Source organism: Castellaniella sp., from assembly GCF_034674885.1.
GTDB lineage: Bacteria > Pseudomonadota > Gammaproteobacteria > Burkholderiales > Burkholderiaceae_B > Castellaniella.
Genome location: NZ_JAUCDS010000008.1, coordinates 22,490 through 41,984 on the forward strand (window position 1 = coordinate 22,490; position 19,495 = coordinate 41,984).

Annotated in this window: 18 protein-coding genes and 1 tRNA gene; 8 read left to right on the forward strand and 11 right to left on the reverse strand. The window is 65.3% G+C overall.

Features of this window, described 5'->3' with window-relative positions:
- Positions 1 to 302 precede the first annotated feature (302 nt).
- Both VDP74_RS06605 and VDP74_RS06610 read left to right on the forward strand, forming a co-directional pair.
- Positions 303 to 1,469, forward strand: a complete 1,167-nt coding sequence (locus tag VDP74_RS06605) for an alpha-hydroxy acid oxidase (protein ID WP_322998841.1) — start codon at positions 303 to 305, stop codon at positions 1,467 to 1,469.
- A gap of 55 nt (positions 1,470 to 1,524) precedes the next feature.
- The gene (locus VDP74_RS06610) at positions 1,525 to 2,754 is read left to right on the forward strand and encodes a nucleoside recognition domain-containing protein (protein WP_322998842.1); all 1,230 of its coding nucleotides are present in this window, start codon (positions 1,525 to 1,527) and stop codon (positions 2,752 to 2,754) included.
- A 66-nt stretch (positions 2,755 to 2,820) separates the two neighbouring features.
- On the opposite strand, the gene VDP74_RS06615 is transcribed toward VDP74_RS06610, so the two are convergent.
- Positions 2,821 to 3,714 (reverse strand): phosphorylase, encoded by an 894-nt coding sequence (locus VDP74_RS06615; protein WP_322998843.1) that lies wholly within the window; start codon positions 3,712 to 3,714, stop codon positions 2,821 to 2,823.
- Between the two features lie 156 nt (positions 3,715 to 3,870).
- Between VDP74_RS06615 and VDP74_RS06620 the strand changes: the two genes are divergently transcribed.
- Positions 3,871 to 4,401: a hypothetical protein gene (locus VDP74_RS06620; protein WP_322998844.1), complete on the forward strand. Its 531-nt coding sequence runs from the start codon at positions 3,871 to 3,873 to the stop codon at positions 4,399 to 4,401.
- Between the two features lie 75 nt (positions 4,402 to 4,476).
- Here the strand turns inward: VDP74_RS06620 and VDP74_RS06625 are convergent.
- From VDP74_RS06625 to cysS, 6 genes are all read right to left on the reverse strand, one after another.
- Positions 4,477 to 4,569 (reverse strand) — tRNA-Ser (locus VDP74_RS06625).
- Between the two features lie 99 nt (positions 4,570 to 4,668).
- Positions 4,669 to 5,934: an aspartate kinase gene (locus VDP74_RS06630; protein ID WP_416232948.1), complete on the reverse strand. Its 1,266-nt coding sequence runs from the start codon at positions 5,932 to 5,934 to the stop codon at positions 4,669 to 4,671.
- Positions 5,935 to 5,994: 60 nt separating this feature from the next.
- Positions 5,995 to 7,056: a tRNA lysidine(34) synthetase TilS gene (gene tilS / locus VDP74_RS06635; protein ID WP_322998845.1), complete on the reverse strand. Its 1,062-nt coding sequence runs from the start codon at positions 7,054 to 7,056 to the stop codon at positions 5,995 to 5,997.
- A 75-nt stretch (positions 7,057 to 7,131) separates the two neighbouring features.
- Positions 7,132 to 8,094 (reverse strand): acetyl-CoA carboxylase carboxyltransferase subunit alpha, encoded by a 963-nt coding sequence (locus VDP74_RS06640; protein ID WP_322998846.1) that lies wholly within the window; start codon positions 8,092 to 8,094, stop codon positions 7,132 to 7,134.
- A gap of 27 nt (positions 8,095 to 8,121) precedes the next feature.
- Positions 8,122 to 8,769 carry a DNA-3-methyladenine glycosylase 2 family protein gene (locus VDP74_RS06645; protein ID WP_322998847.1) on the reverse strand — a complete coding sequence of 216 codons (648 nt, stop codon included), beginning with the start codon at positions 8,767 to 8,769 and terminating at the stop codon, positions 8,122 to 8,124.
- Positions 8,770 to 8,778: 9 nt separating this feature from the next.
- On the reverse strand, positions 8,779 to 10,221 hold the full coding sequence (gene cysS / locus VDP74_RS06650; RefSeq protein ID WP_322998848.1) for a cysteine--tRNA ligase: 1,443 nt from the start codon (positions 10,219 to 10,221) through the stop codon (positions 8,779 to 8,781).
- 130 nt (positions 10,222 to 10,351) lie between these two features.
- Here cysS and VDP74_RS06655 point away from each other — a divergent pair, with 130 nt between their 5' ends.
- The 3 genes from VDP74_RS06655 to VDP74_RS06665 all read left to right on the forward strand — a co-directional run bounded on the left by VDP74_RS06655 (position 10,352) and on the right by VDP74_RS06665 (position 12,558).
- Complete coding sequence (locus VDP74_RS06655; RefSeq protein ID WP_322998849.1) at positions 10,352 to 11,080, forward strand: tetratricopeptide repeat protein; 729 nt, start codon at positions 10,352 to 10,354, stop codon at positions 11,078 to 11,080.
- A 157-nt stretch (positions 11,081 to 11,237) separates the two neighbouring features.
- On the forward strand, positions 11,238 to 11,747 hold the full coding sequence (locus VDP74_RS06660) for a peptidylprolyl isomerase (RefSeq protein ID WP_322998918.1): 510 nt from the start codon (positions 11,238 to 11,240) through the stop codon (positions 11,745 to 11,747).
- On the forward strand, positions 11,740 to 12,558 hold the full coding sequence (locus VDP74_RS06665) for a UDP-2,3-diacylglucosamine diphosphatase (protein ID WP_322998850.1): 819 nt from the start codon (positions 11,740 to 11,742) through the stop codon (positions 12,556 to 12,558). Before VDP74_RS06660 ends, VDP74_RS06665 begins: the two co-directional genes overlap by 8 nt.
- 117 nt (positions 12,559 to 12,675) lie before the next feature.
- Here the strand turns inward: VDP74_RS06665 and VDP74_RS06670 are convergent, their stop codons facing one another.
- Positions 12,676 to 14,256: a TerC family protein gene (locus VDP74_RS06670; RefSeq protein WP_322998851.1), complete on the reverse strand. Its 1,581-nt coding sequence runs from the start codon at positions 14,254 to 14,256 to the stop codon at positions 12,676 to 12,678.
- Between the two features lie 12 nt (positions 14,257 to 14,268).
- Complete coding sequence (locus VDP74_RS06675) at positions 14,269 to 15,048, reverse strand: inositol monophosphatase family protein (protein ID WP_322998852.1); 780 nt, start codon at positions 15,046 to 15,048, stop codon at positions 14,269 to 14,271.
- A 40-nt stretch (positions 15,049 to 15,088) separates the two neighbouring features.
- Here VDP74_RS06675 and VDP74_RS06680 point away from each other — a divergent pair, with 40 nt between their 5' ends.
- On the forward strand, positions 15,089 to 15,913 hold the full coding sequence (locus VDP74_RS06680) for an RNA methyltransferase (RefSeq protein ID WP_322998853.1): 825 nt from the start codon (positions 15,089 to 15,091) through the stop codon (positions 15,911 to 15,913).
- Positions 15,914 to 15,919: 6 nt separating this feature from the next.
- Positions 15,920 to 16,840 carry a serine O-acetyltransferase gene (cysE, locus tag VDP74_RS06685; protein ID WP_322998854.1) on the forward strand — a complete coding sequence of 307 codons (921 nt, stop codon included), beginning with the start codon at positions 15,920 to 15,922 and terminating at the stop codon, positions 16,838 to 16,840.
- Between the two features lie 7 nt (positions 16,841 to 16,847).
- Here cysE and VDP74_RS06690 read toward each other — a convergent pair whose 3' ends face one another.
- Together VDP74_RS06690 and VDP74_RS06695 are read right to left on the reverse strand one after the other, a co-directional pair.
- Positions 16,848 to 17,699, reverse strand: coding sequence for a mechanosensitive ion channel family protein (locus VDP74_RS06690; protein ID WP_322998855.1), 852 nt, complete (start codon positions 17,697 to 17,699; stop codon positions 16,848 to 16,850).
- 39 nt (positions 17,700 to 17,738) lie between these two features.
- On the reverse strand, positions 17,739 to 19,463 hold the full coding sequence (locus VDP74_RS06695) for a PAS domain-containing sensor histidine kinase (RefSeq protein ID WP_322998856.1): 1,725 nt from the start codon (positions 19,461 to 19,463) through the stop codon (positions 17,739 to 17,741).
- Positions 19,464 to 19,495: the final 32 nt, after the last annotated feature.

Sequence of the window (19,495 nt, forward strand, 5' to 3'; positions counted from 1 at the left end):
AGACCATGACGACACCAGTGTTAATGGAACATTGAGAGCACCTGGGCAAACGCCCACTGGCAAGTCGGAGCCACTGGCTTCTGGCCAGTGTTCTTGAAGCATGAACTTGCGTCTTTAATTGTTTAAGTGTTGCAAATACCGTTGCATTGTACAAACCAGATGCACTTGTGACCAGTATTGACAGCCCTAAAACGGCAAGAAATGAAGTTAAAAAATATTTCCAGACGGCGATCCATAATACTGCCTTCCCCGATGCCGGGAAACACGGTATAAACCAGGGTGTCTCTACCGGAGCCCCCTCTTTGCCTGCCCTGAACAAGATCACCTGTATCGAAGATTTCCGCCGCCTGGCCCGACGACGCGTGCCGCGCATGTTCTACGACTACATGGATTCCGGATCCTGGACAGAGACCACCTACCGGGCCAACGAAAACGATCTGCAGGCCCTGCAATTCCGCCAGCGGGTGGCCGTGGACATCGCATCGCGCAGCCTGCGCGCCCAGTTGCTGGGTGAAGACGCAGCCATGCCGGTGGCGTTGGCCCCCACGGGGCTGACGGGCATGCAGCACGCCGACGGCGAGATCCTGGCGGCGCGCGCGGCGGAACGCTTCGGTGTGCCCTTCACCCTGTCGACCATGAGCATCTGTTCGATCGAGGACGTCGCAGCCCACACCAGCCGGCCATTCTGGTTCCAGCTGTACGTGATGCGCGATCGCGACTTCATCGGTCGACTGATCGACCGGGCCCGGGCCGCCCGCTGTTCGGCCCTGATGGTGACGCTGGACCTGCAGGTGATGGGACAACGCAACAAAGACATCAAGAACGGCCTGTCCACGCCGCCGCGCCCGACGCTGGGCAATCTGCTGAACCTGGCGACCAAGCCGGGCTGGTGCAGGCAGATGATGGGTACCCGGCGCCGCAGCTTCGGCAACATCATCGGCCACGCCCAAGGGGTAGCCGACATGCGCTCGCTGGCCTCCTGGACTCGCGACCAGTTCGACCCGACCCTGAACTGGAACGATCTGGCCTGGATCAAGGAACGCTGGGGCGGCAAGATCATCGTCAAGGGCATCATGGACGCGCAGGACGCCCGCCTGGCGGTCGATGCCGGGGCCGATGCGCTGATCGTCTCCAACCACGGCGGGCGGCAGTTGGACGGGGCGCCCTCATCCATCGCGGCGCTGCCGGCCATCGCGCAAGCCGTCGGCGAGCGCATCGAGGTCCTGATGGACGGCGGCATCCGCAGCGGCCAGGACGTGCTGCGGGCGCTGGCCCTGGGCGCGCACGGGGTGCTGATCGGCCGGGCCTTTCTGTACGCGCTGGCAGCGGCCGGCGAAGCCGGCGTGCGGCGCGGGCTGGAACTCATCGCCAATGAGCTCGACGTGTCCATGGCGTTTTGCGGCCGCACCCGGATCCAGGATGTCGACCGCAGCATCCTGGTCAATCCGGATGCAGTGACGACCAGGTAGGCACGGGCATGCGGCCGTTCCGTCCCGACTGCGGCAGGTTCACGCGGAGGCCGGCATGCTGAACATCCTGTGGCTGGCCTTTTTCCTGATCGCGGCGGTGGCCGGGGTTTTCCAGTGGCTGGTGCTGGGCGACCCGGACGTATTTTCCCGCCTGGTCGCCAGCCTGTTCGACATGGCCGATCTGTCGGTCAAGTTGATGCTGCTGCTGTTCGGCACGCTGACCCTGTGGATGGGATTCCTGCGCATCGCGGAATCCGCCGGCCTGGTGCAGGGCCTGGCCCGCCTGCTGGGGCCGCTGTTCCGGCGGCTGATGCCGGGGGTGCCCGCCGGACACCCGGCGCTGGGCCTGATGACGCTGAATTTCGCGGCCAATGCCCTGGGGCTGGACAACGCAGCCACACCCATCGGGCTGCGTGCCATGCATGCGCTGCAGACGCTGAATCCGGACCCCAAGTCCGCCACCAATGCGCAGATCCTGTTCCTGGTGCTGAATTCGTCTTCCCTGACCCTGCTGCCGGTATCGATCTTCATGTACCGGGCGCAACAGGGGGCGCCGGACCCGACGCTGGTGTTCCTGCCCATTTTGCTGGCGACCTCGGCCTCGACGCTGACGGGGCTGCTGTCGGTGGCGCTCGTGCAGCGCCTGCGGCTGGGGGACCCCGTGGTCCTGGCCTGGCTGGGCGGAGGCGCCCTGTTGCTGGGCGGGTTCATGGCGCTCCTGGCCAGCCTGAGCGCCGGCGCCGTAGCGGCCCTGTCATCCCTGCTGGGCAACCTGGTGCTGTTCGGTGTCATCATCGCCTTTCTGGCGGTGGGCGCCTGGAAGCGGATTCCCGTGTATGAAAGCTTCATCGAGGGGGCTCGCGACGGTTTCGAGGTCTGCAAGAACCTGCTGCCCTACCTGGTCGCCATGCTGTGCGCCATCGGCGTGCTGCGGGCATCCGGAGCGCTGGACCTGGTGCTGGACACCATCCGCTGGGCGGCGCACGGAATGGGCCTGGACACGCGCTTCGTGGACGCCCTGCCCACTGCCCTGGTCAAGCCATTTTCAGGCAGCGCGGCGCGGGCCCTGCTGATCGAAACCATGCAGCATTCCGGGCCGGACAGTTTCGCGGCGCTGCTGGCCGCAACCGTACAAGGCAGCACGGAAACCACGTTCTACGTGCTGGCAGTCTATTTCGGGGCCGTCGGCATCCAGCGGGCGCGCCACGCGGTGGGCTGCGCCCTGTTGGCCGACCTGGCCGGCGTGCTGGCATCCATCGGCGTGTGCTACTGGTTTTTTACCTGAGACCGGCTGGCGTGCCGTTCGACTAATCCATCCAAACTCGAGTACGGGCATTAGTCGAACAGCGCACTAGGCCGGCACTCCGACGCTGGCCAGCGCCTGCAGCGGGCCGGCGGCGCGAATGGCATCGATCTGGGCCGGATCGCGCACGTAGATGGTGCCGCCGAAAGACAGGGCGTTCAGCGATACCCCCTGAAAATGTTCTTGGCTGCGCGGCAGCACCAGCATCCAGCCATCACCCGCCAGCAGGTTGCACGGCGGCAGCAGGCCATCGGCATCCGGTCGCAGGCCCAGCGCAATGCATGCCTGATTGAAGGCCGTCAGCATGCTGCGCGCGCTGGCCTGCACGTCCTCCCCCAGCCCTGCGGCCACCCGCGCGAAACAATGCGCCAACGGCAACGCCGGATGGCGGGCGATGGCCCCCTGCGGCAGATCCGCCGGCATGCCGGCCCCCAGCGCTCGCAGCGAGGCGTTCTGGTCCGAGGCAGGGATCCACTGCACGTGCTTATGCCGCTGGCTGGCTCCGGCGGCCGCCCCGCCGTTGTAGAACCCCAGCCCGCCCTCGACTGACAGAACGGCGGACAGCGCCTGGAAATCGACCTGTTCCAGCGGCGAGCATTGTTCCGCGAACACGCGTCGCGCCAGCACCAGGTGATGCAGGCAGACGGGGAATTTGTTCAGGATGGCGACGTGATGATCGCCCACCGGCCCCACCAGCAAGGCGGGATCTGGGTTCAGGAAGGGATTGAAGCTGGGGTCGCGCGGACCACCCGGCAACGTCGTGGCGACGCCGACCGGATTTCTCGCCGCGTCCTTGGCGGCCAGCGCGGCCACCCAGCGCACAATGAAGGACAGGCCCCGATCCTGCAGCACGACTTGATCGGCCTGGATGGGCTGCAGGTCGCCCGAAGCGATCGCCGCATCGGTGCGGTCGCGCACAGCGCGCATGAAGGTCGATTCCACGATGTCCCCCTGTGTCTGCGGGCAGGATGATGCCTGGCCCCGAGCCGCCCGTCCGGCCCCTTGCCAACGGGCTCTGGGCCGATTGTAGGGTATTCGCGCCGGGGGTTTTTCGGGATATGCTGGTGATCCGTACTTCGCACCGATCGAGAAGCCAGCATGTCGCACCGCCCTTCGTTTCTAACCCTGCTGACCGGATCGATCGCAGCCGGCGCCAGCCTGGTGCTGGCTGGCTGCGCCAGCATCAGCAGCACACCGCCGGGTACGCCGCTGGCGCAGGTATCCGCCCAGTTCGGCTCTCCCACCCTGCAATGCACCGACCGCCAGGGCCAGGCGCGCGCGATCTGGTCACAACAGCCTTTCGGGCAATACGCCTGGGGGGCGACCGTGGACGCCCAGGGCCGTGTCGGGCCGATCCAGCCCATCCTGACCGACGAACATTTCCAGGTGCTGAAACAAGGCACCTGGACTGCAGAGCAGGTGCGTTGCGAATTCGGCCCGCCCGCCATCATCGACACGGCTGGCCTGCCCAACGTGCGCCAGATCGTCTGGAGCTACCGCTACAAGCAGGACCACGTCTGGAATTCGCTGATGTACGTGTTCATGGGCCGCAATGGCGACCAGGTCACGAAATTCCACCCAGGCCCGGACCCGATGTACGACCAGGAAGACGCGTGGCCCAGGATGTGAACATGGGCCATGCGTCAGGCCAAAAACAAAACCCGCTGATTCCACGAATGGGATCAACGGGTTCTACGTAATCGCTGGCGGAGACGGAGGGATTCGAACCCTCGATGCGGGTATAAGCCGCATGCTCCCTTAGCAGGGGAGTACCTTCAACCACTCGGCCACGTCTCCAGCAAGATCGGCATTCTAGCATAGGATCCCGGAGCGACTTGCAAACCGCGCCGGGGGCCTGCCGCCGGCTGCAGATGCCAGTGGCGGGCCCACCGGGAATCAGGCTTCGGCCTTGGCCGGCTCCTGATCCAGTTCGAAGGCCTTGTGCAGTGCGCGCACGGCCAGTTCCATGTACTTGTCGTTGATCAGCACGGACGTCTTGATTTCGGAGGTGCTGATCATCTGGATGTTGATGCCTTCCTCGGCCAGGGTGCGGAACATCAGGCTGGCGACGCCGACGTGGCTGCGCATGCCGATGCCGACGATGGAGACCTTGGCGACCTTGTCGTCGGAGACGACGTCGCCGGCGCCCACGGCCGGGCCGATCTGATTTTTCAGCAGGTCCAGGGTGCGCGCGAAGTCGTTGCGGTTGACCGTGAAGGAGAAGTCGGTCATGCCCTGCTGGGAGATGTTCTGCAGGATCATGTCCACGTCGATGTTGGCCGCGGCGACGGGTCCCAGGATCGAATAGGCCACGCCCGGGGTGTCGGGGACGTTGCGCAGGGTGACTTTGGCTTCGTCGCGGCTGAAGGCGATGCCGGAGACAACGGCGGATTCCATTTTGTGATCTTCCTCGAAAGTAATGAGCGTGCCCGAATGCATTTCCTCGTCGACCGGGATCAGGGGATCGGTCAGGGACGAGAGCACGCGCAGGGGCACCTGGTATTTGCCGGCGAATTCCACGGAACGGATCTGCAGGACCTTGGACCCCAGAGAGGCCATTTCCAGCATTTCCTCGAACGAAATGACGTTCATGCGACGGGCTTCCGGCACCACGCGCGGGTCGGTCGTGTAGACCCCGTCGACGTCCGTGAAGATCAGGCATTCGTCGGCCTGCATGGCGGCGGCGACTGCCACGGCCGACGTGTCCGAACCGCCCCGGCCCAGGGTGGTGATGTGACCTTCGTCGTCGATACCCTGGAAACCCGTGATGATGACCACCCGGCCCGCATCCAGATCGGCCCTTACGCGGGAATCGTCGATCGATTTGATACGGGCCTTGGTGTAGGAACTGTCGGTGCGCACGGGCACCTGCCAGCCCGCATAGCTGCGCGCGGCCACACCCTGGCGCATCAGGGCGATGGCCAGCAGGGCGCTGCTGGCCTGTTCGCCCGTGGCCGCCAGCATGTCCAGTTCGCGCAGATCGGGCTGCGGGGAGATTTCTTTTGCCAGGCCCAGCAGGCGATTGGTTTCGCCCGACATGGCCGAGGGCACTACGACCACCTGGTGGCCGGCCGCATGCCATTTGGCCACGCGCCGGGCGACGTTCTGAATGCGTTCGACAGAACCCATGGAGGTGCCGCCGTATTTCTGGACAATGAGCATGATGGATAGAGAATGAAACGCTGCGGGGTCAACTGGCCCGCAGGCAAGAAAACAAGCTGATTATTCTAACTGGGTTTTGAGGATGTTTCCGTCCGTTGCCTCGGATATCAGCCGAACACGCCCCTTTTGGACCACGATCACGTGTTTTTCGTGGCGCAGACGCACCTGGCGATCATGCCCCAGGGCATGGACTTCGCGCAATTGTTTCAACCAGGCGTTCAGCCGGGCCTCGGTGGGCATGCGCAGCCCCCGTTCCTGCAGCCAGAACCGCAATACCGGCGCCTGGCGCGCGGCAGGCAGCGCCCGCCAGGCCGCCAGCGAGAAACTGTCGTCTCCATCCTGCGGGTCCAGTTGCAGCCAGTCGGCTGTTGCGGCATCCCGCGCCCCTTGCGCCAGTTCTCCCGCCTGGCGGGCATGCCGGGCCAAGGTCCGGCGCCAGGCAGGCCAGTGCGCATCCAGCACGGGAACCAGGTCCAGGCGTACGGCTGCGCGCTTATACCGGGCATCCCGGTTGCTGGGGTCCTGCACGGCATGCCAGCCACTGGTCTCGGCGAAACGGTCGGCCACCTGCAGGATGCGGTCCCGGGGCTGCTCCAGCCAGGGCCGGTGGTAGCTCATTGCCTGACGTTGCATGGCGGGGGACATGGCCGCCAGGCCCAGCGGCCCGGCGCCGCGCAACAGGCGCAGCAGGACGGTTTCGGCCTGGTCGTCCAGGTGATGCGCCAGCAGAATGTGTTCCACGCCCGCATGCGCCGCCAACGCGGCCAAAGCGGCATAACGCGCCGAACGGGCAGCGGCCTCCATGCCGTCGCCCTGCCTCGCGACCCGGACGCGCCGGCTATGGCAGGCGACCCCCAGCAGCCCGGCGAGGGCATGCGCCTGCGCCTGCCACTGATCTGCAGCGGCCTGCAGGCCATGATGGATATGAAAGCAATGCAGCGGCCGGCCGGCATCAGCCGACGCGACGGCGGCGTGCAGGGCCAGCATGGCCGAATCGGCGCCGGCGCTGAGCGCGACCCCGACGGAGGCGCCTGCAGGCAGACCCGCCAGCGTAGTGCGCACGGCGGCCAGCAGGTGGCCGTCGCAGGCGGACCGCCAGACATCGGCGGAATGGATGTTCATGACAGCCCCCGCAGAATCACGGCGCAGCGCCGCTGCACCGCACGGCCAGGCGCCGCACCAGGCCCTCAGGGCCGATCAGCGGGCCTCCTGGAAGCGCCCATAGGCGGCGATGCGATCCAGGCGGCGGCGCAGCAGTTCTTCGGTATCCAGGCCGGACAGTTCGCGCAGGGCATCGGCCAGCGCACGATGCAGCTGGCGCGCCATGGTGGCCGGATCGCGGTGGGCGCCGCCCACGGGCTCGTTGACGACGCGATCGATCAGGCCCAGGTCTTTCAGGCGTGGCGCCGTGATGGCCAGGGCTTCTGCCGCCGTGGCGGCCTTGTCGGCGCTGCGCCACAGGATCGAGGCGCAGCCTTCCGGGGAGATGACTGCGTAGGTGGCGTACTGCAGCATCATGACGGTGTCGCCCACGGCGATGGCCAGGGCGCCGCCCGAACCGCCTTCGCCAATGATGGTGACGATGATGGGGACCTTCAGGCCGGCCATGGCGAACAGATTGTGGCCGATGGCTTCGGACTGGCCGCGTTCTTCCGCCCCCACGCCGGGGTAGGCGCCCGGGGTATCGACGAAGGTGAAGACCGGCAGGCGGAATTTTTCCGCCAGGCGCATCAGGCGCAAGGCCTTGCGGTAGCCCTCGGGCAGCGGCATGCCGAAGTTGCGCATGGCGCGTTCCTTGGTGTCGCGGCCTTTCTGGTGGCCGATCACCATGCAGGGAGTGCCATTGAACCGCGCCAGGCCACCGATGATGGACTGATCATCGGCATACATGCGGTCGCCGTGCAGTTCGTGGAAATCGGTGAACAGCGCCTGCACGTAGTCCATCGTATAGGGCCGCTGCGGGTGGCGGGCGACCAGCGCCGTCTGCCACGGGGTCAGTTTGGCATAGATGTTCTTGGCCAGCGACTGGCTCTTTTGCTGCAGACGGCCGACTTCTTCCGAGATATCCACCGCAGAGTCCGTCTGCACGTAGCGCAGTTCTTCGATTTTCTGTTCGAGTTCGGCCAGAGGCTGTTCGAATTCAAGAAAGGTATTTCGCATGAGAACAGGATTTCCTGAATGGAAAAATCAATATTCGACGGCAGCGGCATCCATGCTGCGCCACAAGTACCAGCTGGCGACCGTGCGCCATGGCGCCCAGGCCTGCGCAACCTCGCGGGCCTCGAAGCGCGACACGGGTTCGCCGCTGAAGTAATGATGGGAAATGGCCTTGAGCAGGGCCGTGTCATCTAGCGGCAGCACGTCGGGACGCCGCAGAGAAAAAACCAGGAACATTTCCGCCGACCAACGCCCCACCCCGCGGATTTCGCACAGTCGGGCCACGATGGCTGCGTCGTCCTGCGCCTGCCACCAATCGAGATCCATGTATTGGTCCTGCTGGAAATATCGGGCGGCGTCCCGCACGTACTGAGCCTTGCGCAGCGACAGGCCCATGGCCCGCAGATCGGATTCGGAGTGTCTCAGGATGCAATCGGGCCGCAGGTCCTGGCCGCAGGCCTGCACCAATTGACGCCATAGTTTGCGGCCCAGCGCCAGCGAAATCTGCTGGCCGACGATGATGCGGATCAGCGTCTGGTAGGGGCCCTGCGGGGCCTGGACGCATTCCTGCCCGTATACCGGGATCAGTTTGCGCAGGATGCGGTCGCGCTGCATCAGGTCCTGGCAGGCCTGGGCCCAGTAGACGGGACGCTGCACGACGGATTCAGGATAGGACATGTCCATGGCCTACACCCGCCGCCATTGCGTGGCGCCGCCGGCCGCATCGGCCAGTTCCACCCCCTGGTCACGCAATTCGGCGCGAATCCGATCGGCACGCGCAAAATCGCGGGCGGCCTTTGCAGCCGCGCGTTCGGCGATCAGGCCATCGATATCCTGCGCCGACAGCGATGCCGCAACCGCCCCACCGGGCAGGAACCGGGTCGGCGACTGCAAATAGACCTGCGGATCGGCCTGCAGCAGGCCCAACACGCCGCCCAGGGCCCGCAACAGGCCGCTGGCCTGGGCGTCGGCGTCGCGATTGGCCTGACTGGCCAGATCGAACAGGACGGCGACCGCGCCAGCGGTGTTGAAGTCGTCGTCCATGGCGTCGCGAAACGCCGTTGCCTGGGACGACTGCCAGTCGATGTCCACGGCTGCGGGCGGCACGTTGTTCAGCGCCTGATACAGGCGGTCGAGCGCGTGCTGGGCATCCTGCAGATTGTCGGGCGTGTAGTTCTGCACACTGCGGTAATGGCTGCGCACCAGGAAGAAACGCAGCATTTCGGATTCGCGCGGATTGGCCGAGTAGTCGGCGGCATCGTCGGCCACCGGATCGGCCACCGTATCGCGGATGCGACGGAAATTGCCCAGGGACTTGGACATTTTTTCGGTGTCCACCATCATGGGGCCGCAATGCATCCAGGTGGTGGCCAGCGTGCCGCCAAAGGCGCCTTCGCTTTGCGCGATTTCGTTTTCGTGGTGGGGGAATTTAAGATCCGGCCCGCCGCCGTGGATGTCCAGCGGCATGCCCAGCAGACTGTGGCTCATGGCAGAGCATTCGATATGCCAGCCCGGGCGCCCCGGCCCATAGGGCGATTCCCAGCGCGTATCGGCGGGCTCGTCGGGTTTCGCCGATTTCCACAGTACGAAATCCAGGGGATCCTGTTTGCCGGCGGATACGGCGACCCGTTCGCCCGCCCGCAGGTCGTCCAGCGATTTGCCGGACAGCTTGCCGTAGCCCGGAAATTTGCGCACGGAAAAATTGACGTCGCCGTCAGCGCCCTGATAGGCCAGGCCTTTGGATTGCAGCACACCGATGATGTCGAGCATGCCGGCCACGTGTTCCGTGGCGCGAGGCTCGTCGTCGGGCGCCTGCACGCCCAGGGCGCGTTCATCGGCCCGCATCGCGGCGATGAAGAATTCGGTCAGGGCGCGGATCGGCATGCCGCGCTCGACAGCGCGGCGGATGATCTTGTCGTCGATGTCGGTGATGTTGCGCACGTAGCGCACCCGGTAGCCCGAGGCCCGCAGCCAACGCTGCACCACGTCGAAGCTGACCAGCATGCGGGCATGGCCCAGGTGACAGAAATCGTAGACCGTCATACCGCAGACGTACATCCGCACCACCCCGGATTCCGCTGTCTTCAACGGGGTTTTCTGGCGCGAAAGGGTGTTATAAATGTGCAGCATGTCGGATGGATAAGGTCAAGCAACCCCCACGCGCCGGGCCTGCCGGCGATGTGATGGGATGTAAAATGAACTGCCAAGTATACCGTCCCCCGGCCCCATCTCTGAAACCCCTCATTAGGCGCTCCGTGTCGTGACCCGTGTTTTTCTGACTATCCTGACTGCCTGCGTCGGCTTGATCGCAGGACCCGCCCAGGCCGCATCTCATGATACTAACGCGTCCGCGACGGCGATCCAAGGCCTGGTATTCGACTCGGCAACCGGGGAATTCACCCAGGCGGAAAAGCCGGACGGCGGCTGGCAGGGGCTTGCCGACCTGCTGAAGAAAATTACCCCTTCTGTCAATACGGGTATCCCCCTGACGCCTTCCCAGGTCACGGACCGCATTGCCGAACTGATCGACACCGGTCACGCCCAGGATGCCCTGGACATGATCGCGAAACAGGAATCCGCCCGCGCCGCCAAGGACCCCGTCGGCACCGACGTCCAGCTGCAATACCAGAAGGCCCGCGCCCTGGCGGCCCTGGGCCATCATGACCAGGCCACGGCCCTGTGGCAGTCCATGACCGAAAACTACCCGGAACTGCCCGAACCCTGGAACGCGCTGGCCATCGAATACGTCCGCCAAGGCCAGTTGCTGATGGCCCGCGACGCCCTGAACATGGCCCTGGTGTCCGACCCCACATTTGCGCCCGCCCTGGAAAACCTGGGCCACGTGCAGATGGCGCTGGCCCAGGAATCGTTTGCCCGGGCGCGCGCCGTGCAGGCTCGGCCGGCCGCCGGCCCACTGCCTGCCGCCTCCCCCGCCCCGGCATCCCCGGCTCCCGGCAACGCGTCCCCCCTGGCTCCCGCCACCCACTGACTTCCACATTTCCGCGTACCCTGTCATGTCCCATCTTTCTTCTTTCCTGCGCATCCTGACCGGGATGCGCGTCCTCAGTCTGGGCTTTGCCCTGGCCCTGGCCCCCGGCCTGGCCGGTGCTCAAACCAGCGCCCAACAATCCACCCAAGGCAAATCCATGAGCACACATCCGCACGTCAAACTGCACACCAACAAGGGCGACATGCTGATCGAACTGGATGCTGAAAAAGCGCCCAAGACGGTCGAGAACTTCCTGACATACGTCCAGGAAGGCTTCTACAACGGCACGATCTTTCACCGCGTGATCAACAACTTCATGATCCAGGGTGGCGGCTTCGAACCCGGCATGAAACAAAAGCAGACCCACGCGCCGATCGAAAACGAGGCCAACAACGGCCTGAAGAACGACCGCTACACGCTGGCCATGGCCCGCACGGCCGACCCGCATTCGGCCACCGCGCAGTTCTTCATCAACGTCGCGGACAACGACTTCCTGAACTTCACCGCGCCCACGTCCAACGGCTGGGGCTACGCCGTGTTCGGCCGCGTCATCGAGGGCACCGACATCGTCGACGAGCTCAAGAAAGTCAAGACCGGCAACAAGGGCTTTCACCAGGACGTCCCCGTCGAGGACGTGATCATCGAAAGCGCCACCCTGGTTGAATAAGGCTGCGCTGCCAGGCGATCTGTGGATCGCCTCGGACATCCACCTGGGCGCGGCCGTCCCGCAGACGTCACGCGCCTTCTACGACTTTCTGGCCTGCGCCCGCACCCAGGCGCGCGCCCTGATCCTGTGCGGCGACATCTTCGATGCCTGGATCGGCGACGACCATGCGCTACGCAACCCACCCGCCTGGCTGGACCAGGCCCTGCGCGAACTGCGCCAGACAGCGCAGGCCATCCCCGTCTGGCTGATCTGCGGCAATCGGGATTTCCTGATGGGCGCAGCCCTGGCGCAGGCGCTGGGCGCGCGGCTGGTCGCCGCCCCCGTGCGACTGGACACCGACGCCGGCCCCATCCTGTTGGCCCACGGCGACGAATACTGCACCGACGACACTGCCTATCAGCGCTTTCGGCGCGTGGTGCATACCCCCTGGATACAAACGGTCTTCCTGGCCCTGCCCCTGGCCTTGCGCCGCGCCGTCGCTGACTGGGCGCGCCAGCGCAGCCGCCAGGCACGGCGCGGCAAGCCCATGCAGATCATGGATGTGAATGCCGGCGCCGTGGCCCAGGCGCTGCGATCGGCCGACTGCAACGTCATGATCCACGGGCACACGCACCGTCCCGCCGTGCATGAATTGGACCTGGATGGCCGTGCGGCGCGGCGCTACGTGCTGCCCGATTGGGAATTCGATCATGCGCAGCCCCCGCGCGGGGGCTGGATTTCCGTGTCGGCGGCGCAGGGGGTGCAGCTGCACCCCTGGCCGCCGCTCCAGCCAGGGACTAGTGTGTGTTGTTCGGCTGATACGCGTACTTAAATAAAATTGGCGTCCGCAGGGACGGTCCTGTGTCCAGACTGCCCCACCTCGCAGCCTGCAGGCCGCTCGGATTCGTCAGGCACAGCACCGTCCGCAGGGACGGTCCTGTGTCCAGACTCATCCCAGCATTTCTACGTCGGGGTCGGCTTCCAGCGGGGCCAGGCGCTCGATCTGCACGGCGGCGATCCGACGGCCTTCCAGGGCGGCGACCGTGAAACGGAAGGCGTCGTAGTCATGCACCAGTTCGCACTGGTCGCCCACGTCGGGCAGGCGCCCAAAGCGGCTGAGCAGGTAGCCGGCGATGGTGGAATATTCCTCGTCGTCATCCACCAGCCCATCGGTGTGCAGGATCTGTTCCAGGTGATGCAGGTCGGCCGCGCCATCGACACGCCAGCGCCCGCCCCCCTGGTCGATGATGTCCGGGGCCTCGTCCTCGTCGGGGAATTCGCCGGCGATGGCCTCGAAGATGTCGATGGGCGTGACTACCCCGACGATGGACCCGAATTCGTCGGCCACCAGCACCAGCAGGCCGTGCGATCGTTTGAGCGTTTCCATCAGCGACAGGATCTGGATGGATTCATGCACGATGATGGGCTCGCGCAGGCGGGTTTCGCGGATGTGGCCGTGTTCCAGCAGATCGAGCAGCAGTTCCTTGGCCCGCCCCACGCCCACGACCTCGTCCAGGGTGCCCCGGCACACGGGGAAGAAGCTGTGCGGTTCCCGGATCAGCTGTTCGCGCAGGTCTTCCACTGGTGAATCCAGGTTGATCCACGACACGTCGGTGCGCGGGGTCATGACCGAATGCACGTTGCGGTCGCTGAGCGTGAGCACGCCGCTGACCATGTTGCGTTCCTCGTCGACGAAGGCCTGTATGGGCTGATCATGCGCCTGATCGGCTTCGGGTTCGGGGCTGGTCAGGGGCTTGCGCCCCAGCATCAGCAACACGGTCTCGGCCGTGCGTTCGCGCAGTGGCCGACGCAGTTCGGCGCGTCGCACGTTGCGCCTGGCCCACTGGTTCAGGGTTTCGATCAGGACCGAGAAGACGATGGCCGCATACAGATAGCCCTTGGGCACCGCGAACTTGAAGCCGTCGGCCACCAGCGAGAAACCGATGGTCAGCAGGAATCCCAGGCACAGGATGACGACGGTCTGGTGCGCGTTGACGAAGGCGGTCAGCGGCTTGGAGGCCACCAGCATGATGGCCATGGCAATGATCACCGCCGCCATCATGATGACCAGGTGATCGACCATCCCGACGGCCGTGATGACGGAATCGATGGAGAAGACCGCGTCCAGGATCACGATCTGGGTGACGATGACCCAGAACCCGGCATGGATGCGCGACCCGGTGGCATGCTGGGTGCGGCCTTCGATGCGGTCATGCAGCTCGAAGGTGCCTTTGAACAGCAGGAAGAACCCGCCCACGATCAGGATCAGGTCGCGCCCTGAAAACCCCATGTCCCCGATGTGAAACAGGGGGGCGGTCAGCTTGACCAGGTGGGACATCAGGGTCAGCAGCAAGAGCCGCATGATCAGGGCCAGGCTCAGGCCCAGCACCCGCGCCCGGTCGCGTTCTTTGGGGGGCAGCTTATCGACCAGAATGGCGATAAAGACCAGATTGTCGATTCCCAGAACGATTTCCAGGACAATCAGGGTGAACAAGCCCACCCAGGCTGCCGGATCCAGCAACCATTCCATCATGTTTCCTTATCAGGCCTGCAAGTGCGCCATCATCTGGGTGAATATCTTGGGCGCGGCGGCCAGCACATTGCCGGATTCCAGCCAGCCCTGTTCCCCATGGAAATCGGCCACCAGGCCGCCGGATTCCAGCACCAGCAGGCTGCCGGCCGCCATGTCCCAGGGCTTCAGGCCGACGCCGCAGAAGCCTTCCAGGCGGCCGCTGGCCACCCAGGCCAGATCCAGCACCGTGGAACCCGTGCGCCGGGCGGCGGCGCAATCGGCCAGCAGCGGCACGAAGGGCGAATGCGCCGGCAGCGCGGTGGACTGCGGAATGTGCGAGGCCAGCAGGGCGTCGTGGTAGCGCACGCACGAGGACACCCGCACCCGACGGTCGTTCAGGAAGGCGCCGCTGCCGCGGCTGGCCGTGAACATTTCGTTGCGCGAGGGATCGTAGATCACCGCATGCGTCGCCTGGCCGCGCTGCATCAGGGCGATGGACACCGCGTAATGCTGGAATCCATGAATGAAGTTGGTGGTGCCATCCAGGGGGTCGATGATCCACTGGAATTCGGCGGCCGCGCTGCCCGATCCCGCGTGAGTACCCGATTCTTCGCCCAGGAAACCGTGTTCGGGATACGCTGTGCGTAAAATGTCGATAATGGATTCCTCGGCAGCCCGATCGACCTCGGTCACGTAGTCCTTGGGGCCTTTGCGCGCGACATTCAGGCGTTCAAGGTCGAGACTGGCTCGGTTGATGATGGCGCCTGCGCGGCGCGCCGCCTTGATGGCGGTGTTGAGCATCGGATGCATAGGTTTCCAAAGATCACGGGTAACAAGTTCTCTATTTTAAATGACTCTGCCAGTTTCCTCCGATTCGCCCGCCAACGGGCCTGATCCCTTCGCCCGGGTGCGATTCATCATGGTCAGCCCCAGCCACCCCGGCAACGTGGGCTCGGCGGCACGCGCGATCAAAACCATGGGGTTTCACGACCTGCACCTGGTCGCGCCCGCTGACCCCGACGTCCTGAGCCACCCCGACGCGCAGGCGCTGGCCAGCGGCGCCACCGACATCCTGGAACAGGCCGTCCTGCACGACAGCCTGGCCGATGCGCTGGGCCCCACGACCCTGGCCTTCGCCCTGACGGCGCGGGCCCGCGCCCTGGGCGCGCCGCCCTGCGACATCCGCGAGGCCGCCGTGCAATCGGCCGCCGTCCTGGCGAGCCCCGCATCGCAGGTCGCCATCGTGCTGGGCACGGAACGATCCGGCCTGTCCAACGAGGACATCCTGCTGTGCCAGCAGATCTGCCATATCCCGGCCAATCCGGAATACAGTTCCCTGAACGTGTCACAGGCGCTGCAGCTGGCCGCCTGGGAAATGCGCTACGCCCTGCTGCCCCTGACGCACCAGGCCCGGTTGCCCGACACGCACGGCCGCCACGACCCCGGCACCGACCCGGCCAGCAGCAGCCGGGTCCAGGCCATGCTGGATCATTTCGAACAGGCCCTGGTTGCCGTCGAATTCCTGGACCCGCAGCACCCGAAGAAACTGGTGCCCCGGATGCGCCAGATGTGGACGCGCAACTGCCTGAGCGCCGACGAAGTGGACATGATGCGCGGCCTATGCACCGCCATGATCCGCACCGCCCGACTAGCCCATCCCCAGGACCCTGCCTGAACCATCATGTTTGAACAGCTTCGCGAAGAAATCGCCTGCATCCACGAGCGCGACCCGGCCGCCCGCAGCCGCATCGAGATCCTGACCTGCTATCCCGGCCTGCACGCCATCCTGATCCACCGCATGGCCCATGGCCTGTGGCGGCGCGGCTGGTACTGGGCAGGGCGCTTCGTCTCGCACCTGGGGCGGATGCTGACCGGCATCGAAATCCACCCCGGGGCGCTGATCGGGCGGCGCGTCTTCATCGACCACGGCTTTGGCGTGGTCATCGGCGAAACCGCCGAGATCGGCAACGACTGCACGATCTACCAGGGCGTCACTCTGGGCGGCACCCGCCTGTACAAAGGCGAAAAACGCCACCCCACCCTGGAAGAAGGCGTGGTGGTCGGCGCCGGTGCCCAGATCCTGGGGGGGTTCACCGTGGGCGCCCACGCCCGCATTGGATCCAATGCCGTAGTGATCAAGCCGGTGCCCGCCGGGGCGACGGCAGTCGGCAATCCGGCCCGCATCATCCTGCCGCAGGACCACACATCGGAAGCCCCCGCCTCCGACGCAGCGACCTCTGGCGCGTCCGCTGCCGCAGCCGTGCAGGACGGCGCGCCTCAGGCGCCATCCGCGCCGCCGACCCGAGACGACCTGCCCTGCCAATCAGATTGGGCAGCCAAGCCGTTGCAGGACCTGCTGCAGCGCGGCCGCCAGGGCGAAGACGCCGGCGCCGCCGACCGCCCGGAGGATTTCGCACCCTACGGCGTGGGCCGTTCGGACGACGACCCCCTGGTGAAAGTGCTGCACGAACTGATCAACCATACGGCCCAGCAGGATCAGCGCATCCACCGGCTGTGCCAGGCCATGGAAGACCTGGGCCAACGCGTCGAAAATGGCCAGCGGCCGCTGGATGTGGAACGCCTGAACCGGATGGTGGACTAAGAACCCATCAGCCGCCGTTGGCCGCTGCGCGCGGCGCCGTCGACTCGTCGATGGTCCGCACTTCGCGCAGCGGAATCGGGCTGCGCAGGCCGGCGTCCCGCAGCACCTGCGGCGCCTGGCGCTGCAGGTCGAACCGCACATCCCAGTATTTGTCCGACAGCGTCCACAGCCGGATGTTCAGCATGACGGCGCTGTCGCGGTATTCCATCACCATGACCTGAGGCGCCGGGTCCTTCAGCACGTCGGCATGCCGGTCCGCGAGGCCTTGCAAGGTCGCCAGCGCTGCGTCCAGATCATCGCCCTGGCGCACCCCCACCATCATGTCCAGGCGGCGTGTCGAATTGCGGCTGTAGTTGACGATGGGATTGCCCCAGACCAGGGAATTGGGCAGCAGCAGGTGGATGCCGTCGGCCTGCACCAGCCGCGTCATGAACAGGCCGATTTCATCGACCGTGCCCAGGCCCTTGCCTTCGACCGAGACGAATTCGCCCGCCCGCACCGGGCGCAGCAGCAGCAACATGATGCCGGCCGCGAAATTCTGCAAGGTGCCCTGCAAGGCCAGGCCGATGGCCAGGGCGGAAGCACCCAGCATGGCCACCAGGCTGGCGGTCTGCACACCCAGTCTGGCCAGCACGGCCAGCAGCACGACGGTGCGCACGGTCCAGACGGTCACGCTGCGCAGGATGGGGATGACGGTGGGATCGATGCGCGCGGAATGATCCGCCAGGCGGCGCACCAGTCGACCGAGCATGTTCGAGATCATCCAGCCGATCACCAGAATGAGCAGCGTGACCAGCAGATGCACGGCGGCGTCTTGGAAATCCGGCATGGACGCCCAGAAGGCTTTGAATTGTTCCATGGTGTAGGCCACTGTCCTGTTGAAAAACACCGTGTGATTTTACCGTGCCGATCGATCCTCGCCTTCTGTCCGTGGGGCCTGCAGCGGCAATCTCAGGCTGAACCGGCTGCCCTGCCCGACCTGGCTGTCGAGTTTGATCCGCCCCCCCAGCAACCCCGTCACCAGGGTATGAGTGATGTGCAGACCCAGGCCCGATCCCCCCTGCCCCAGGCGCGTAGAAAAAAAGGGGTCGAAGATCCGTTTCTGGTCATCCGAGGCAATGCCGCAGCCATCATCGATCACGGACAGGCACACGATGCCTGCATTGTCTGATGGGCCCGCGACCAGACGGATCAGGCCGGCATCACGTCCCTCGAAGGCATGAATCAAGGCATTGTTGATCAGGTTCATCAGCACCTGCCCCAGAGGGCCGGGGAAGCTGTCGAGCACCAGCCCATCGGGGATGTCGTCCTGCAGGCTGATCCGGGTCTTGCGCACCGCCGGGCTCATGGTCATGACGACTTCCCGGACCAGCACCCGCAGATCGAAGCGCCGGCGCTGGTAGCTGGTCTGGTCGGCGGACAACTGTTTGAAGCCGCCGATGAGTTCGGCCGCCCGCACCAGATTGCGCTCGATGATCTGGCTGCCTTCCTCGACGTCGTCCAGGTAGCGGGCCAACGCGCTGCGGGTCAGGCCGGATTCCGTCTGCGCCCGGAAGCCGCGATGCGCCCGGGCCAGGGTCGAGGCCACAGTCACGGCATTGCCAATGGGGGTGTTCAGTTCATGCGCCACGCCAGCCACCAGGGCGCCCAGGGATGCCAGTTTTTCGTTTTGCAGGAGCTCTTCCTGTGTGTGGCGCAGCCGGTCCAGCGTCGATTGCAGTTCCACCGTGCGTTCTCGCACGCGGCGCTCCAGGCTGGCGTTCAGGTTCCTGATTTCCTGTTCCCGCAGCTTGCTTTCGGTGATGTCCAGTTCGATGCCGTCGAACACCAGATGGCCGTTGTCCAGGCGCCGGGGGGACGAGGCGATCAGAAACCAGCGCTGGCGGCCATCGGGCAGAGTCGAACAGATCTCGAACCTGAAATCGGACATGTCCGCCAGGCACTGGCGCTGCCGCGCCAGCAGGCGTTCACGGGTGTCCGGGGAAACCTGCCCGTAGATCAATTCCGGCGACCGCAAGGCATCCGCAGCGCAGACCCCATGCAGGTGCCAGACGCCTTCGCTGAGATAGGTGAATTTCCGGGTATCGCCCGTGGGGCCGCAATCCACCTGGTACACCATGCTGTCAGGCAGATTGTTGCTGATCGCGGCCAGCCGATCCTGGCTTTCGCGCAAGCGTTCCTGGGTCTGGCGCAGCGACGTCACATCGATGTGCGTACCCACGGTGCGACCCAGCGACCTGCCCTGTTCATCCCTCAGGGTGGTGCCGCGCGACCAGACCCAGACCCAGCCGCCGCCGGCATGGGCCATGCGAAATTCGCTTTCATACATGTCCGTCGTATCCGAGGCCAGATAATCCGCAAAACTGCGGCGGGCCTGCTCCCGATCATCCGGATGCAGAAAGTCGAGCCAGACCGTTGCCAGGTTTTCCTGAGCCTGGCCGGCAAAAGCCGCCGGGTCCAGCCCCAGCATGCTGAAGTATTCCGGGCTGCACCACAGATGGTTGCGTCCCGCGTCCCATTCCCAGACACCGGTATTGGACACGCGGGCCAGCGCGGCAAAACGTTCGCTTTCCCGGCGGGAATCATCCTGCGGGCCCAGGGAGGCAAGGTCGGTAGCGATCATGATTCCATCCTGGTGAGATTCGCTGGCCAGCG